This is a genomic window from Pantoea sp. ICBG 985 (assembly GCF_002928365.1).
GTDB lineage: Bacteria > Pseudomonadota > Gammaproteobacteria > Enterobacterales > Enterobacteriaceae > Pantoea > Pantoea dispersa.
Genome location: NZ_POWM01000003.1, coordinates 398,979 through 415,274 on the forward strand (window position 1 = coordinate 398,979; position 16,296 = coordinate 415,274).

General features: G+C 56.3%; 11 protein-coding genes. 9 read left to right on the top strand and 2 right to left on the bottom strand.

Annotated features, from left to right (window positions below):
• Position 1: 1 nt before the first annotated feature.
• Positions 2-1,378, bottom strand: coding sequence for an aldehyde dehydrogenase family protein (locus C1Y42_RS11340; RefSeq protein ID WP_104093469.1), 1,377 nt, complete (start codon positions 1,376-1,378; stop codon positions 2-4).
• Positions 1,379-1,858: 480 nt separating this feature from the next.
• Between C1Y42_RS11340 and C1Y42_RS11345 the strand changes: the two genes are divergently transcribed.
• The 3 genes from C1Y42_RS11345 (at position 1,859) to C1Y42_RS11355 (ending at position 6,795) form a co-directional block, all read left to right on the top strand.
• Entirely contained in the window at positions 1,859-2,788 is a 930-nt protein-coding gene (locus tag C1Y42_RS11345) for a RepB family plasmid replication initiator protein (protein ID WP_021508802.1), read from the top strand.
• Between the two features lie 1,828 nt (positions 2,789-4,616).
• Positions 4,617-5,816 carry an AAA family ATPase gene (locus C1Y42_RS11350; protein WP_058776156.1) on the top strand — a complete coding sequence of 400 codons (1,200 nt, stop codon included), beginning with the start codon at positions 4,617-4,619 and terminating at the stop codon, positions 5,814-5,816.
• Positions 5,817-5,823: 7 nt separating this feature from the next.
• Positions 5,824-6,795, top strand: coding sequence for a ParB family protein (locus C1Y42_RS11355; RefSeq protein WP_058780984.1), 972 nt, complete (start codon positions 5,824-5,826; stop codon positions 6,793-6,795).
• A 505-nt stretch (positions 6,796-7,300) separates the two neighbouring features.
• Here the strand turns inward: C1Y42_RS11355 and C1Y42_RS11360 are convergent.
• Positions 7,301-9,232, bottom strand: a complete 1,932-nt coding sequence (locus C1Y42_RS11360; RefSeq protein ID WP_104093470.1) for a sigma-54-dependent Fis family transcriptional regulator — start codon at positions 9,230-9,232, stop codon at positions 7,301-7,303.
• Positions 9,233-9,504: 272 nt separating this feature from the next.
• Here C1Y42_RS11360 and ssuD point away from each other — a divergent pair, with 272 nt between their 5' ends.
• The 6 genes from ssuD to C1Y42_RS11390 all read left to right on the top strand — a co-directional run bounded on the left by ssuD (position 9,505) and on the right by C1Y42_RS11390 (position 16,153).
• Positions 9,505-10,680 carry an FMNH2-dependent alkanesulfonate monooxygenase gene (ssuD, locus tag C1Y42_RS11365; protein ID WP_104093471.1) on the top strand — a complete coding sequence of 392 codons (1,176 nt, stop codon included), beginning with the start codon at positions 9,505-9,507 and terminating at the stop codon, positions 10,678-10,680.
• Positions 10,681-10,694: 14 nt separating this feature from the next.
• Positions 10,695-12,101, top strand: coding sequence for an FAD/NAD(P)-binding protein (locus C1Y42_RS11370; RefSeq protein ID WP_104093472.1), 1,407 nt, complete (start codon positions 10,695-10,697; stop codon positions 12,099-12,101).
• A gap of 74 nt (positions 12,102-12,175) precedes the next feature.
• On the top strand, positions 12,176-13,570 hold the full coding sequence (locus C1Y42_RS11375; RefSeq protein WP_104093473.1) for an LLM class flavin-dependent oxidoreductase: 1,395 nt from the start codon (positions 12,176-12,178) through the stop codon (positions 13,568-13,570).
• A complete protein-coding gene (locus C1Y42_RS11380; protein WP_104093474.1) occupies positions 13,567-14,586 on the top strand; it encodes a methionine ABC transporter ATP-binding protein in 1,020 nt (339 codons plus the stop codon). Before C1Y42_RS11375 ends, C1Y42_RS11380 begins: the two co-directional genes overlap by 4 nt.
• A complete protein-coding gene (locus C1Y42_RS11385; protein WP_104093475.1) occupies positions 14,583-15,281 on the top strand; it encodes a methionine ABC transporter permease in 699 nt (232 codons plus the stop codon). Before C1Y42_RS11380 ends, C1Y42_RS11385 begins: the two co-directional genes overlap by 4 nt.
• Positions 15,278-16,153 carry a MetQ/NlpA family ABC transporter substrate-binding protein gene (locus C1Y42_RS11390; RefSeq protein ID WP_104093476.1) on the top strand — a complete coding sequence of 292 codons (876 nt, stop codon included), beginning with the start codon at positions 15,278-15,280 and terminating at the stop codon, positions 16,151-16,153. The genes C1Y42_RS11385 and C1Y42_RS11390 overlap by 4 nt, the downstream gene beginning before the upstream one ends.
• Positions 16,154-16,296 lie beyond the last annotated feature (143 nt).

Consider the following 16,296-nt stretch of genomic DNA (forward strand, 5'->3'; position numbering starts at 1 on the left):
GTTAGCGACGGTTTTTCCACACCGTCTGGATGTTACAGAACTCGTGGACGCCGAAGCTGGAGAGTTCGCGGCCATAACCACTCTTTTTCACGCCACCAATAGCGACGCGCGGATCTGAGGCGCCGTTGCCGTTGATAAACACCGCGCCGGTTTCCAGCTGCTCTGCCAGTTCCTGCGCCAGCGCTTCATTGCCGCTCCACACGGTGGCGCTCAGGCCAAACTCGCTGTCATTCGCCAGCTGCAGTGCATGTTGCGCATCGCGCGCGACGGTGATCGCCGCCACCGGCCCGAAGATCTCCTGACGAAAAGCGGTCATCGCGGGCGTGACGTCGGCAAGAATGGTTGGCGCATAATAGTTGCCGATGCCCTCGATCTTGTGGCCGCCCAGCACCAGACGTGCACCCTGCTGCAGGGTTTCCTGCACCTGATGATCCAGTTCATCACGCAGATCGTAGCGTGCCATCGGACCGATATAAGTCTCTTCCTGCAGCGGATCGCCCACTTTCAGTGACTGCACGGCTGCGCTGAAACGCGCCTCAAACGCTTCTGCGATGCTCTCTTCAATGATGAAGCGTTTGGCTGCCATACACACCTGCCCGCTGTTCTGGTAGCGTCCTGTGACCGCTGAGGCCACTGCCGCATCCAGATCGGCATCCGCCAGAACGATAAAAGGATCGGCGCCGCCTAACTCCAGCACGGTTTTTTTCAGTACCGCACCGGCCTGTGCGGCGATAGCCCCACCAGCACGAACGCTTCCGGTCACGGCGATGGCCGCGACGCGCTGATCTTTAATGGCGGCAGAGACACCGTCGTTATCCACGTTGATCACGTTGAATGCACCACGCGGCAAATCGGTTGCGGCAAACAGTTCCTGCATCAGCCAGGCGCAGCCCATGACGCTCGGAGCGTGTTTCAGCAGGTAGGTGTTGCCCGCCAGCAGCATGCTGACCGCGCCGCGCAGGACCTGCCAGTAAGGAAAATTCCACGGCATCACCGCCAGGATCACACCGAGTGGACGAAACGATTGCCAGGCCTGCTGGTTTTCCACCAGCGTGGGCTGATCGGCCAGCATCGCCGGTCCGTGTTCAGCATACCAGTCACACAGGCTGGCGCATTTCAGGACTTCGGCACGCGCCTGCGCAATGGGTTTACCCATTTCCAGCGTAGCGAGCGTAGCCAGTTGCTCCTGACGCTGGCGCAGCTGCTCACCCAGCTGACGCAGTACCTTCACGCGCTGTGCCATCTCTGTGTTACGCCACTGCGCAAAGGCGCTGGCGCTTTGCTGTAAAGCCGTTTCCAGCTCGGCTGCACTCTGCAGGGGATAAGTGGCAATGATTTCGCCGCTGGTGGGATTACGTGAAATAACGTGATCAGTCATAAGATGCCTTCGTCAGATAATCGGGTTGATCAGAGTGGGATCTACCTTACGCCAGCCATCAGGTGATGAAAAATGAATAGATGAGAGCAAGTTGTTCACCTGAAATGAATTGAGAGGCAGCGCAGGTCGGAAGATTTTCACTTTCCACCTTCACAGCGTGATTTAAAGACGTAAGCGAATATTCTACAGGTTACGCTTATCAGCATCAGCCGCCTCAACGGGTTATCCACTTATACAGTGATTAGATCTTAAAGAAAGATCATAAAGAGATCTAAAAGAGATCCTAAGAGATCCCCGATCGCGGCAGGCCGCACCCGACAAGGGCTGAGAAGGTGATCGCGTTCACTATAATCAGTAAAGTATCCACTATAGTCAGTACTTTATTCACTATAGACAGTAGAATGTTCACTATAAACAGTGTTAATGTTCACTGTAATCAGATACCGATCCTTTTCATCCACAGAATGAAGATCTCAGGCTATGGCAGATAAAGAGAGTGAAAACAAGGCGTTACTTGAACCTTTTCTGTCGGTGACAAAAAACAGCGGTGAAGTTATTCAGCTTCATCCCAATAAAAATAACACCGTACAACCGGTCGCGTTGATGCGCCTGGGTCTGTTTGTTCCTACCCTGAAGTCGACGGCTCGCGGCAAATCCGGCGCCATGGCTTCAACTGATGCCACCAAAGAACTCAAGAACCTGTCGCTGGTGAAAGCGGAAGGCTATGAAAAGATTACCATCACCGGCGCACGGCTGGATATGGATAATGATTTCAAAACCTGGGCCGGCATCATTCAGTCTTTCTCGCGTTATCCATCGAAGGGCGACACCGTCACGCTGCCGTTTATCGACTTCGTCAAGATGTGTGGTATTCCCTCAGCCAACTCGTCCGCGGCACTGCGTAAGCGTCTTGACGCCTCGCTGCGACGCATCGCAACCAATACCCTGTCGTTTGAGGGGAATGGTAAAGCCTATCACACGCACCTGGTGCAGTCGGCTTACTACGATCGTGAGAAAGATCTGGTGCGCATTCAGGCCGATCCTAAGCTGTTTGAGCTGTATAACTTCGACCACAAGGTGCTGCTGCAACTGCGAGCTATCTCGCGCCTCAAGCGTAAGGAGTCGGCGCAGGCGCTGTATACTTACCTGGAAAGTCTGCCCACTAATCCGGCGCCCATCTCCCTGGCGCGCTTACGCATGCGTCTTAATCTCGGCTCAAAAACCACCACGCAAAACCATGTGGTGCGGCGCGCCATGGAGCAGCTGAAAGAGATTGGTTATCTGGATTACTCCGAAGTGAAACGGGGCCGTTCGGTATTTTTCATCATCCACAGCCGCACACCCAAACTCGATGGTATCAGCAATCTGGAAAGTATCGATTCACTGGAAGACCTCGATTTCGAAGACTGACTTCACCCATTCACTGTAATCAGTCAGCTCTCTTCGCGCAGTGTCACTGAGCCTAAAAGTGACACTGCCGCTTTACCCTCATTTACTGTAATCAGCACATCCTGATCTGTTCACTGTAATCGGTAGCATTCACTGTAATCAGTGGTCGCTGCCGGTATTGCCTGTTCCGTAAAAATCGTCAAACCTTCCTTTCTATGCATAACAGCGCTTTTATTGATAGTGGGTACTTACCAGGTGGGTTGACAGACATCTTGTCTGTGCCTTCAGATACCGTCTGGCTGATTACAGTGAATGTCTGGTCTGCCGGGCGATTCTGCTGACCACAGTGAACACGTAAGCATACGACCTCACTGTTTACAGTGAACGCTTTATCCTATCTGACTGAAAATTAAACGTAATAATCGATATGCTACAATACATTCACTATATTCAGTAATTATGCTGTAAAAGTAACCAGTAAAAGTGACAGGGTTGGTCACTATCACTGATTACAGTGAATCGTGGGAGGGATTACCGATTATAGTGAACGTCATTTCATGACGAAACGGCTCTCTGCGTTACTGATTGCAGTGAACGTTCTCAACACTCCCCTACCCTCACCGCAGGCACTGGCCTGCATGGAAGGGAAAGCCAGCTACTGACTACAGTGAACGTTATCGGGCTGAGGCTAAGCGGGCATTTACTGATTACAGTGAACGTGTTTGTCAGGTCTTGCTGCCTCAAAGCGCAGCGCGCGTCAGGTCGGCTACTGATTACAGTGAATGTTTTTAGCTGAGTGCCCTCCCCTGTGCCGCACAACCTTCTCTCAACCTGGCGCGATAAAGATGATCGGGTTTACTGATTACAGTGAATGTTCAGTCAGGCAGGTCAGCAATTCAGGCTTAAACACGTTTTTCCTTCTACTGACTACAGTAAATGCGCCGCAGCGGTCAGGTTATCAATTTCTGATAACGGTCACATTACTGATTACAGTGAACATTGACGAAAAGGTATTCATAGTTTACTGACTAAAGTGAATGTCGCCGGCATCGACGTCGCAGTTTACTGATTACAGTGAATCTTGTGCCTGCATCAATCGATGCGCTGGCAGATTGCCGCCAGTAAGGCGGCCCTTAACATGGCACTGCACGGCGCAGCCCAATTTTCCTGCAGGCGATGCTCGCCAGCCCGCAATCGCACACCGAGTAATTCTCATCGTGTGCAGCTTCTCCCCTTCTCACTGGCTGGCAGCACCCTCTCACACCGTGCATTGCAGGCAGGCAGTCAGTGAGGGATAAATTTTGTGAGCTTATCTTACTACAGTGAATCCTGCTCATTTGGTGAGCGGATGATCGCAGAATCACTGACTACAGTGAACATTTACTCTTGCGCACTGGCTCACCCTGGCGCCGGTAGCGCTGTCCCTGCGCTAAAGAGTTACTGATTACAGTGAATCTTATGGCAGGGTTACTGATTGCAGTGAATGTTATGCTGAATACAGTGAACGCGATTCATTCCTTTACACCCCCCGCTGATTACAGTGAACGTGCGGGCTGCTCTGTCAGGTAACGGCGCGCCGTATTTCACCGTGATCGCCCGATTCTGCCACACATGTCGGTAACTGATTACAGTGAACAGTGGCAGAGTGCCGCCCTTACGCCGAGCACATTTTCATCAATTGATGGGTAAACAATCAACGCGCGCTACTGACTGCAGTGAACGTCTGGTTTAACCCCCTCTTGCAAAAGGTCTTTTTACAACGCGAGCCGATGATGAACAGATGAGATAGATTTGCCTCATGTGCAGGATTTCGGTATAAAGTCATAAATCCTACATGTGTGGAGCAAGTATGGCTAACGATGAGAAGCAGGTTCTGAAAGTCGCTCAACGCTCAGAAAGAATGCTGATGAGCCTGACGGAGCAGATTCAGGCGCAAAAAGAAGAGTTACACGAGAATACTTTTTACCAGGTTTATGCCAAAGCGGCGTTAGCCAAGTTGCCCAAGCTGACGCGCGCCAGTGTCGATTACGCAGTTAACGAGATGGAAGAAAACGGCTATCCGTTTGATAAGCGCGCGGCCGGCAGTTCCACCAAGTACGCGATGTCGATCCAAAATATTATCGACATCTACCATCATCGCGGCGTCCCGAAATACCGCGATCGCCATCCTGAAGCGTTTACGCTGTTTGTCGGTAACCTGAAAGGCGGCGTGTCTAAAACCGTTTCTACCGTATCGCTGGCGCACGCGCTGCGCGCGCATCCGCACCTGCTGTTCGAAGATTTACGCATCCTGGTTATCGATCTCGATCCGCAGTCTTCGGCCACCATGTTCCTGAATCATGAACGTTCGGTCGGTTTGGTTGAAGCCACCGCAGCTCAGGCGATGCTGCAAAACGTCAGCCGCGAAGAGCTGAAAAGCGAATTTATTGTGCCGTCGATTATTCCTGGCGTTGACGTACTGCCCGCCTCAATCGATGACGCTTTCATTGCTTCACGCTGGGAAGAGCTGTGTGCAGAGCATCTGCCGCAGCAAAACGTGCATGCGGTGCTGTATGAAAACGTAGTGGCTAAGCTGAAAAAAGATTACGACTTCATCTTTATTGACAGCGGCCCCCATCTTGATGCCTTCCTGAAAAACGCCATTGCCGCCTCCGATTTGCTGATGACGCCGGTGCCGCCGGCACAGGTTGATTTCCACTCCACGCTAAAGTATCTGACGCGCCTGCCCGAGCTCATCGACATTATCGAAGAGTCGGGCGCCACCTGCCGGTTGCAGGGCAATATTGGCTTTATGTCCAAGCTGTCGAATAAAGCGGACCACAAGATGTGCCACAGCCTGGCGAAAGAGATATTTGGCGGCGATATGCTGGATGCGGCGCTGCCGCGACTGGATGGCTTTGAACGCTGCGGTGAATCGTTCGACACGGTTATCTCCGCTAACCCATCTACCTATGTCGGCAGCAGCGAAGCCCTGAAAAACGCGCGTTCGGCGGCAGAAGACTTTGCCAAAGCCGTCTTTGATCGTATTGAATTTATCCGCCTGAACTGAGGTTATTATGAGCGCAAAAAGAATCACTATTGGCCGCACCTTCAGCCAGAGCCCGTTACAAAATGAACCCAGCGAGGATGGCCACTCCCAGACGTTTATCCTTTCCACCGGTAAACGCGCCCTGTTCACCCTGGAACACATCACGGCTAAAGAGATAGAAGAACGTACGTACGTGGTGATGGAAACCAACGGCCGTGACCAGTCCGGTCTCACGCCAGAGTCACTGCGCGATATCATACGTACCATTAAACTGCAGCAGTTCTTCCCGGCCATCGGCGTGAAGCGTGGCGATCGGATTGAAATCCTCGATGGTTCGCGTCGTCGGGCGGCCGCGCTGCACTGTAAAACCGGGCTGGATGTGCTGGTTACCGACGTTGCCATCTCTGCCGAAGAAGCCCGTCGTCTGGCGCAGGATATCCAGACCGCGCGTGAGCATAATCTGCGTGAAGTCGGCATGCGTTTGCTGTCACTGAAAGACAGCGGCCTGTCGCAAAAAGAGATTGCGCAGAGTGAAGGGCTGTCACAGGCAAAAGTGACCCGCGCGCTGCAGGCTGCCAGTGTGCCGCTGGAGCTGGTCACCCTGTTCCCGAACCATTCAGAGTTGACCTATCCTGACTACAAAACGCTGTTGCAGGCCTACGAAAAACTGCAGGAAACCGGTCAGACGGTAGACGCTCTGATTGAAACCATCGGTATGGATGTGGACAGCGTCTGTGCGCGTGAAGGCCTGGCGGAAGATGAAGTCAAGAATGGCATCCTGCGGCTGGTCCGTAACGGCAGCCAGACACTGGTGCAGGCGCCGGCTAAAGATAAAGTGGTGGCGACACCGCTGTGGACCTTCGCGGATAAAGACCGTTACGCCCGCAAAAAAACGCGCGGACGCATGTTTAGCTACGAGTTTAACCGTCAGTCCAGAGAGTTACAGGAAGAGCTGGATCGCGTTATCACCGAGACGCTGAATAAGTATCTCAATCAGTAATAGCGCTTCACCTCTGATGATAAGCAATCTGTAGCAGCACAATCCCGTACATCCTGTACCGTGCCGCTACAGATTGTTACCTCACCCACCTGATTTCCCCCCAAAATTTCATCCTTCGCCAGCGTGATTTCAGCGCTAAGTGCATGAAATCACATCAACCTTAGCCGGAATTTCAGGCTGAAATCGCCAGCTCAGCAATGCAATACGATGAAACCGCGCCATCGCCGGTTGAAGCTTTGATGATGGCAAGCTTTGCTGGATGCGAAAGCAACAGTGAAACGAGCAGGGAGAATCCTTAACGAGATTTGCCGGAATCAGGCGACATTCGCCATGGCGATTTCACCTCTAACTACTTGAAAACAGGGTTTTTATCAGCAGGATTTCAGGGTGAAATCGCCCGAATTTCACAGTAAATCTTCATGCTGCCGTGAGAAAAACCGGGATTTAGCCAGACGATATTCAATGTGTTATCCACAGAAAACGTGGATAACTTTTACTGTAGCCGCTATGCCATAAGCGCCGTCTGGCTGGGCGACTGCCACACTGCATCACGCACGCGCACCGGTTTATGAATCAAACCGAGCGCATAAAAGCGGTCAGCGATAGTTTGCTGTTCTTTGATGACGTGGAAAACCATGGCCCGCGTCTGGTGGCTGCGACGGGATAAGGCACGTTCCACGGCTGCGAACTCCAGCCCCAGTTCCTGCGCCAGCATAGTGGCAGCTTCATGGCGATGATTATCGATAAAGGTCCCGGTTTGCTGCAGGCTCGTTACCAGCTGCTGCACGATATCGTCATGCTGCTGCACATAATCATGGCGCGCCAGATAAAACTGGTGATTGCGCACCCGGCCTTCACCCTTCTCCAGCACGCGCAAATCGGCGTTGCTTTCTGCGGCACTCAGCAGCGGATCCCACATCATCCAGGCATCGACGGCCAGGTAATCGCTGGCTGTGAGCGGATATTTCGGCGGCGTGTACACCACTTTAATTTCATCCAGACCGATGCCGGCTTCCTCAAGCAGCTGCAACAGCAGCCAGTGAACATTCGATCCTTTATTGACCGAGATACGCTTACCCCGCAAATCTGCCAGGCTGTGGATAGTACTGTCGCGTGGCACCACAATCCCGACGCTGCCCGGTGCGGGTGGCTCCCAGGCGATATAAGTCACGGCGTTACCGCTGGCCTGAGCGAAGATAGGTGGCACTTCACCGGTGGTACCAAAATCAATCTCATTATTCTGCAGCGCATACAACAGTTGCGGACCGGCAGGAAACTCGCTCCACACCACGCTGATACCCTGCTGGTTGAAGCACTGTTCCAGCGTCTGGCGCGCTTTCAACACGCCAAGATTGCCAAATTTCTGAAAGCCGATGCGCAACTCGCGTTCAGGGCGCGCGGCCCCGCTGGCGTGCGCGAAGGCTATGACGGCAGACTTACGCCGCCCTTTTATGACGCCCATCTGTGCCAGATGCGTGCGCAGCGTGTGCCGGCTAATGCCCAGCAGCGTGGCGGCCTGCGTCTGATTGTTGTCCGCTATTTCCAGTGCATTACTGATCAGACTCTGAATCACCCGATCAAACAGCTGTTGGGGTTCGCGCGTAATCTGCTGGCGCAGGAAACTATCCAGCGTCGAATCGTCCGTTTCGCTGTATGCGCGTTCACTGTAACCTGCCAGCCGCAGTTGCGTCGGTGTCAATGTCTCATCGCGACTGAGCAGCACCGCATTGTGCAGCGTATTCTCCAGCTCACGAATATTGCCGGGCCAGCTGTAATCGCGCAGCGCTTCCAGCGCGTCAGGCGACAGGCGACGCGCCGGACGGCCAAGGCGGCGTGCGTACAGGGAGAGGAAATGCTGTGCCAGCAGCGGGATGTCCTCGCGACGCTGGCGCAGCGGTGGCAGGGGAACAACGGCGATGTTCAGGCGATAAAACAGATCTTCACGAAAACGCCGTTCGCGAATTGCCTGCGCCAGATCGACATGGGTTGCGGCGATAACGCGGACGTCTATTTTAATGGCCTTGCGTGAACCGACGCGTGTGATCTCACGCTCCTGAAGGACGCGCAGCAGTTTAACCTGCAGCGGCAGGCTCAGTTCGCCGATCTCATCCAGCAGCAGCGTGCCGCCCTGCGCCGCTTCAAACCAGCCAGGGTGCGCCTGAGTCGCGCCGGTGAAGGCACCTTTCTCATGTCCAAACAATTCAGCTTCTGCCAGGCTTTCCGTCAGGGCGCCGCAGTTGACGGCCAGAAACGGGGCATGCCGGCGTGGACTGTGGTGATGCAGATAACGGGCGACCACTTCTTTGCCGGTGCCGGTTTCGCCCACAATCAGTACCGTGGCGTCGGTGGGTGCGAATTTATCCAGCAGCGACTGGAAAGCCAGCGATGCCGGGTCGACCAGGCGAGGTGAATCTGGTTGATTGTAAGGTGTCAGCATGAGGGTGGCTCCTGTAAAGGTCTGCCATCACGCTAAACCCGGCAAGTGGCAATGAACAGCAGGAAAAAAGCATAAGCAGTTGCATATGCAGCAAATGCTGTTGGCGTTGCGTTGCAATTGCTACAGACATTACGCGCTCTGATGACCTAACTGACTGAAAATGCACAATCTCTGTTTCGTTAAAACCTGGCATGCTTTTCGCTTACGCCTATATAACCAAATAGAAAGTTAAGAATGAACGTTTTCTCATAAAGTTATATAGGATAAGCATAATGGCCGATTCTGCGCACGAGAGCATAAATGTCTTCTGGTTCCTGCCGACGCACGGCGATGGCCGTTACCTGGGTACCACAGAAGGCGGACGCCCGGTTGATTTAGCCTATTTACAGCAGGTCGCGCTGGCCGCCGACAATCTGGGCTTCTACGGCGTCCTCATTCCGACAGGGAAAAGCTGTGAGGATTCCTGGCTGGTGGCTTCCGCGCTGGCACCCATGACGCGCCGGCTGCGCTATCTGGTCGCCGTACGGCCAGGGTTGCAGCCACCCACACTGGCAGCGCGCATGGCCACCACGCTGGATCGTCTGTCGGAAGGCCGTCTACTGATTAACGTGGTCACCGGCGGCGATCCGGTAGAGAACAAAGGCGACGGCATCTTCCTCAACCACAGTGAACGTTATGAAGTGACTCGCGAGTTTCTGGATGTGTATAGCCGTCTGATGCGCGGCGAAAAAGTGGATTATCAGGGCGAGCATATTCAGGTTGAAGGCGCTGAGGTGCTGTTTCCACCGGTGCAGGAAAACGGTCCACCGCTCTACTTTGGCGGCTCATCAGAGGCAGCGATCGACGTGGCGGCGCAGCAGATTGACACCTATCTCACCTGGGGCGAGCCACCGGCGCAGGTAGCAGAAAAACTGGCGGTCGTACGTGAGCGCGCTAAGTCACGCGGCCGGAAACTCGAATACGGTATCCGCCTGCATGTGATTGTGCGTGAAACCGAAGAAGAAGCCCGAGCGGCGGCGGATAAACTGATTGCCCATCTGGATGACGACACCATCGCTCAGGCGCAGAAGATTTTTGCCCGCATGGATTCCGCCGGTCAGGCGCGCATGAGTGCGCTGCACAACGGTTCGCGCGATAATCTCTACATTGCGCCGAATCTGTGGGCAGGCGTCGGACTGGTGCGCGGCGGTGCCGGCACTGCACTGGTGGGCAGCCCGCAGCAGGTCGCTGAACGCATTCGGGAATACCAGGCGCTCGGCGTGACTAACTTCATTCTTTCGGGTTATCCGCATCTGGAAGAGGCCCATCGCGTGGCTGAATTGCTGCTGCCGTTGTTACCGCTGGCCCACGGTCAGCAGCAGCGCGTCCGTACCATTAACACTGGCCCGTTTGGTGAAACCATCGGCGGCGATAAGCGCCCATCGGCGAAACAGACGAGCGCCAGCTGATGCAGGAGAAGGCGATGGCAACAGCGCACATCATTATTGTCGGCGGGGGCTTCAGCGGCACAGCGTTGGCGATTCACCTCGCCCGCACGTCGCTCGCGCCGCTACTGATTACAGTGGTCGAACCGCGCGCCAGCCTCGGCGCCGGTGTTGCCTATTCCACGCCGGAACCGGCACACCGCATCAACGTGCCGGCTGCGCGTATGCAGCTCAGCGGAGAAGAGCAGGGCGCCTTTGAACGCTGGTATCGTCAGCAACCGGAATGTTCACTGGATTCAGCAGCACACTGCGCCGATGGCGCGGTGTATCCGCAGCGCGCGCTGTTTGGCCGCTATCTGGCGCGGCAGTTTGCTGCCGCCGCTGAGGCGCATCCGCATGTCACTCTGCGTCATGTTCAGGCGCGTGCGCTGGCGTGGGAAGGGCAACAATTGCTGTTGAGTAACGGTGAAACCCTGACTGGCGACATCCTGGCGCTGGCGATCAGCCATCCACCGCCGTCGCTGCCACGCATGCTACAGCCGTTTGCCGACCATCCGGCGCTGATTGCCAACCCGTGGCAGCTAGGCGTGCTGGATAACGTTGAGCCTGACGCATCGGTGGCGATTGTCGGCACCGGCCTGAGCATGGCTGATGTGGTGGCTTCGCTGGCGACGCGTCAGCATCAGGGGCCGCTGCTGGCGTTCTCACGGCGCGGACAACTGTCACGCGCCAATCTCAGCGGCGAATGGCCGGAGTGGACACTGGGCGCGCAATCTCAGCCCAGCGCGCGTCGCTGGCTGCGGCATATTCGTGATGAAGTCGCTCGCGCCGCCGCGCAGCAGCTGCCGTGGCAGCGTGTGCTTGATGAGGTGCGTGTGCAGGGACAAGCTATCTGGCAGTCACTTCCGCTACCTGAACAGCGACGCTTTGCGCGTCATCTGCGTTCATGGTGGGATGTGCATCGCTATCGCATTGCCCCACAGGTCGCCGCCGTTATCGCCCAGCGACAGCAGCAAGGTAGTCTGCAGGTATTGGCCGCTCGCCTCGTGGCGATTCACGCTCACCCGCAGCAGCTGGAAATCACCCTGCGTCAGCGCGATGGCACCCGGCAAAACCATGTGCTGGATAAACTGATTGTCACGACCGGACCGGGACATGAAGCGCTGACGACCAGCCAGCCGCTGCTGCAATCGCTCAGTGAGCAGGGCCTGATCCGCGCCGATGCGCTCGGCTTCGGCATTGATGTGGATCACCACTCGCGCACCCTCAACCGGCACGGCCAGCCCAACGCACGCCTGTTTGTCGTGGGCCCGGCGGCACGCGCCCGCTTTGGCGAGCTGATGGGGTTGCCGCAGGTGGCCGATCACGCGGCCGCCGTAGCGGATGAAATTCTTAAGGTATTGCCTGTCGCTCACGCTGAGCGATGTCCCCCTTCCGCCTCCTGAACACTCAACATCCTGAAAATTAACTGACGAACGCCGGGTCGCTGCACGATCACGGCCTCGCTATGGAGATTGCTATGCCATCGCAACGCGAAATACGCCTGAATGCTTTTGATATGAACTGTGTCGGTCACCAGTCGCCCGGACTCTGGGCCCATCCCCGTGACCGCTCCTGGCAGTATAAGGATCTGGAATACTGGGTTGATTTGGCGCGCCTGCTGGAGCGCGGCAAGTTTGACGGCCTGTTCATTGCCGATGTGCTCGGCATTTACGATGTGCTGAACGGCAACGGTGACGCGGCGATACGCCAGGCCACTCAGGTGCCGGTGAACGATCCGCTGGCGTTGATTACGCCGATGGCGCTGGTCACAGAGCATCTCGGTTTTGGCTTAACCGCCTCACTGTCGTTTGAGCATCCTTATCCGTTCGCGCGCCGTTTGTCGACGCTGGACCATCTGACCAAAGGCCGCATTGGCTGGAACATCGTCACCTCCTATCTGGAGAGCGGCGCGCGCAACATTGGTCATAAAGCGCAAACCGATCATGACAGCCGGTATGACTATGCCGATGAGTACCTGCAGGTGGTCTATAAACTGCTGGAAGGCAGCTGGGAGCAGGATGCGGTGCTGCGCGATCGTCAGCGTCGTATTTTCAGCGATCCCGGCAAAATCCATCCGATTAACCATCAGGGTACCTTCTTTAACGTACCGGGCATCCATCTGTGTGAACCCTCGCCGCAGCGCACGCCGGTGCTGTATCAGGCCGGTGCATCGAGCCGCGGCAAACAGTTTGCCGCTGAGCACGCAGAATGTGTATTTGTCGCCGCGCCGTCCAAAGTGCTGTTAAAGAAAACCGTGGCCGACATCCGGCGTCGTGCAGCCGAAGCCGGTCGCGATCCGCGCAGTATTTTGATCTTCAACCTGCAGACGGTGATTGTCGGTGAAACCGATCGGGCGGCGCAGGCGAAGTGGCAGGAGTATAAAAACTGGGTCAGCTACGAAGGCGCGCTGGCGCTGGTTTCTGGCTGGACCGGCATCGACTTTGGACAATATCAGCCGGACCAGGTGCTGAAATACCTGCACACCAACGCCATTCAGTCAGCTGTTGAAACTTTCTCTACTGCCGATCCCGATCGTCAATGGACGGTGAAAGCGCTGGCCGACTGGGTGGGCATCGGCGGTTTTGGCCCGCTGCTGGTGGGCAGTGCGGCAACGGTGGCGGATGAGCTGCAGAGCTGGGTAGAAGAGACCGACGTGGATGGTTTCAACCTGGCGTATGCGCTGACCCATGAAACCTTTGAGGATGTGGTCGAGCTGCTGATTCCGGAGCTGCAAAAACGCGGCGTTTACAAACAGGATTACGCCGCGGGCACGCTACGCGAAAAGCTGTTTGCCGCCGGGGCGCAGCTCAGCGCGCCGCATCCGGGTGCTGGCTATCGTGTACGCAGCGCGCAGCAGCAGGAGGTCATATGATCGAAATCGAGCGCCTGAGTAAGCACTACCGTGCGCCGGACGGTCGCGTCACCGACGTGCTGAAAAACATCACGCTGCAGGTGCCGGAAGCCAGCATCACCGCGGTGGTCGGACCGAGCGGTGCCGGAAAATCTACGCTGGCGAAATGCATCAGCCTGCTGGAGCAGCCGAGCGGCGGCAGCATCCGGGTTAACGGCAGCGATTTATCCCGGCTGGATGGCGAAGCGCTGCGCCACGCGCGTCGCGCCATCGGCACGGTATTTCAGTCTTCCGCGCTGCTGCAGCGTAAAAGTGCCTGGGAAAATATCGCGCTGCCGCTGCGCTATCTCGGTGTGGTCGAGCGCGATATCCGCGCCCGCGTCGGCGAGCTGCTCGAGAGTGTCGCGCTGAGCCACAAAGCCAGCGCCTTTCCCGCCCAGCTCTCCGGTGGGCAGCGGCAGCGCATCGGTATTGCCCGCGCGCTGGCGTTGCGTCCGTCTGTACTGCTGGCCGACGAAGCCACCTCCGGTCTCGATCCGGAAGCGACGGTCACCATCCTTGAGCTGCTGAAAAAACTGCGTGACGACTACCGGCTGGCAATCGTGCTAATCACCCATGAAATGGATGCCGTACGTCAGGCGGCGGATGCGGTTGCCGAGATTCGCGATGGAGAGATAGTGCAGTATGGCACCGTCAGTGCGTTGCTGGCACAGCCGGACAGCGCACTCGGCCAGCGGCTGCTGCCGCTAACGGCACAAGTCAGTGATGCTGGACTGGTGCTGCAGCTTAGCTACCGTACCGATGTCGCGGTGGCCAGCGACTGGATTTCGCGCATCAGCCAGCAGTTCGCTTTAAAGGTGGATCTGCTGGGTGCGCATGTCGAGCGGGTCAATGGCATCCAGGCTGGTCGGTTGCAGGTGGGAATTCATTTTCAGCAGGAGCAGGTACCGCTGGCACGGTTGCTGACGCAGCTGGAGCAGTATGGCCTGGCGGCCAGCGTTGCTGTCAGCGTGCCGCCGTTACGGGAGGCGGTATGAGCGTATCCGTGATAAGCCAGGACACACCCTGGCCTGAAATTCCGGCACTGATGCTGCCGGCGCTGGGTGAAACCGCGCTGATGGTCGGCATCGTGATGCTGTTTGTGGTGAGCCTCGGTGGCGTGGTCGGCGTGGTGCTGTTTAACACCTCGCCGCGCGGACTGTTTCCGCAGCGCGGTGTGCATCGGGTGCTGAGCTGGATCGTCAATATGGGGCGCTCGTTACCGTTTCTGGTGCTGATGGCGGCCATCATTCCGTTTACCTTCTGGCTCACCGGCACCACCATCGGCATTCCGGCGGCGGTGGTACCGATGATCGCCGCCGGGATTCCTTTCTTTGGCCGCCTGGTCGACAACGCATTACGCGAGCTGCCCGGAGAAGTTACCGCCGTAGGGCTGGTGTGCGGCGGGTCGCGCTGGCAGATCATCCGCTCCGCCCAGCTGAGTGAAGCGCTGCCGGCGATTGTCGCAGCCATCACGCTCAACCTGATCTCCATGATTGAGTACTCGGCCATCGCCGGCACCATTGGCGCTGGCGGCATTGGCTACCTGGCGGTGGTGTATGGCTATCAGCGGTTCGATAACCACATCATGATCGCCACCATCGTGGTGTTAATTGCACTGATTCAGACCATTCAATTTTTCGGCGACCGGCTGGTTGCGGCCTTGCGCCATCCTCAGGGGACATCGTTATGACAACACAAGAGTTTGAATTACGTAAAACACGCCGCTGGCCGTGGCTGCTGCTGATTATAGTGGTCATTTTGCTGGCCGCCGCTGGCTGGTTCTGGCGCAGCCAGCAGCCGCAGGCGGTAGTGTTTGGTACCACGCTGAAAGTGCATTATGAGCCGGCAATGGCCGGTGAACAGAAGCTGATCGACTATGTGGGTGAGCATATCGCGCCGGACTACGGCCTGAAGCTGGAGGCGGTCGGTGTGCAGGATCCGGTGCAGGCGGACCGTGCGGTAGCAGAAGGGCAGTATGCTGCGACGGTCTATCAGCATCAGTGGTGGCTGAAGCAGGTGGTCGATGCTAACGGCTTCCAGCTCACTTCCAGCCTGCCTCTGTTCCAGTGGGCTTTTGGTATTTACTCCGATCGCTACCACTCGGTGGCGGATTTACCGCAGGGCGCAACCATTGTGGTGCCCGACGATGGGGCGAATCAGGGCCAGGCGCTCTGGCTGCTGGCGCGTCAGGGATTGATCACCCTCGATCCAACGGTAGAACCGCGCACCGCCAAACTGAAAAACATTGTCGGTAATCCGCACGGTTTCGTGTTCAAAGAGCTGGATCTGCTGACCATGCCGCGGGCGCTTAATTCGGTCGATGCGGCAATTGGTTATGTGTCGCAGTTTGACGCCGGTAAAGTCCCGCGTGACAAAGGTATTCTGTTCCCGCCCGCGCCGCGCACCTTTGCCTCGCAGCTGGTGATCGGTACGCCTTACCTGGAGCAGGAGAACATCGTCAAACTCAGGCAGGTTTTTGCCGATCCGCGCGTACAGCAGTGGCTAAAAACCACCGATGACCCGCTGGTCAAAGGCGTGCTGGTGCCGGTTTCAGCTGAATAACTTTACTGCCGAATACGCTACCCGGACCCGCATTGCGCGTCCGGGTTTTAGTGTTGATTTATTTGTTATCTTATTGATTATATTGTAATTAATAGCAAATATTGTTGCTTTGGTTTCCTGCATAAAGCGCTTATAACCACCTC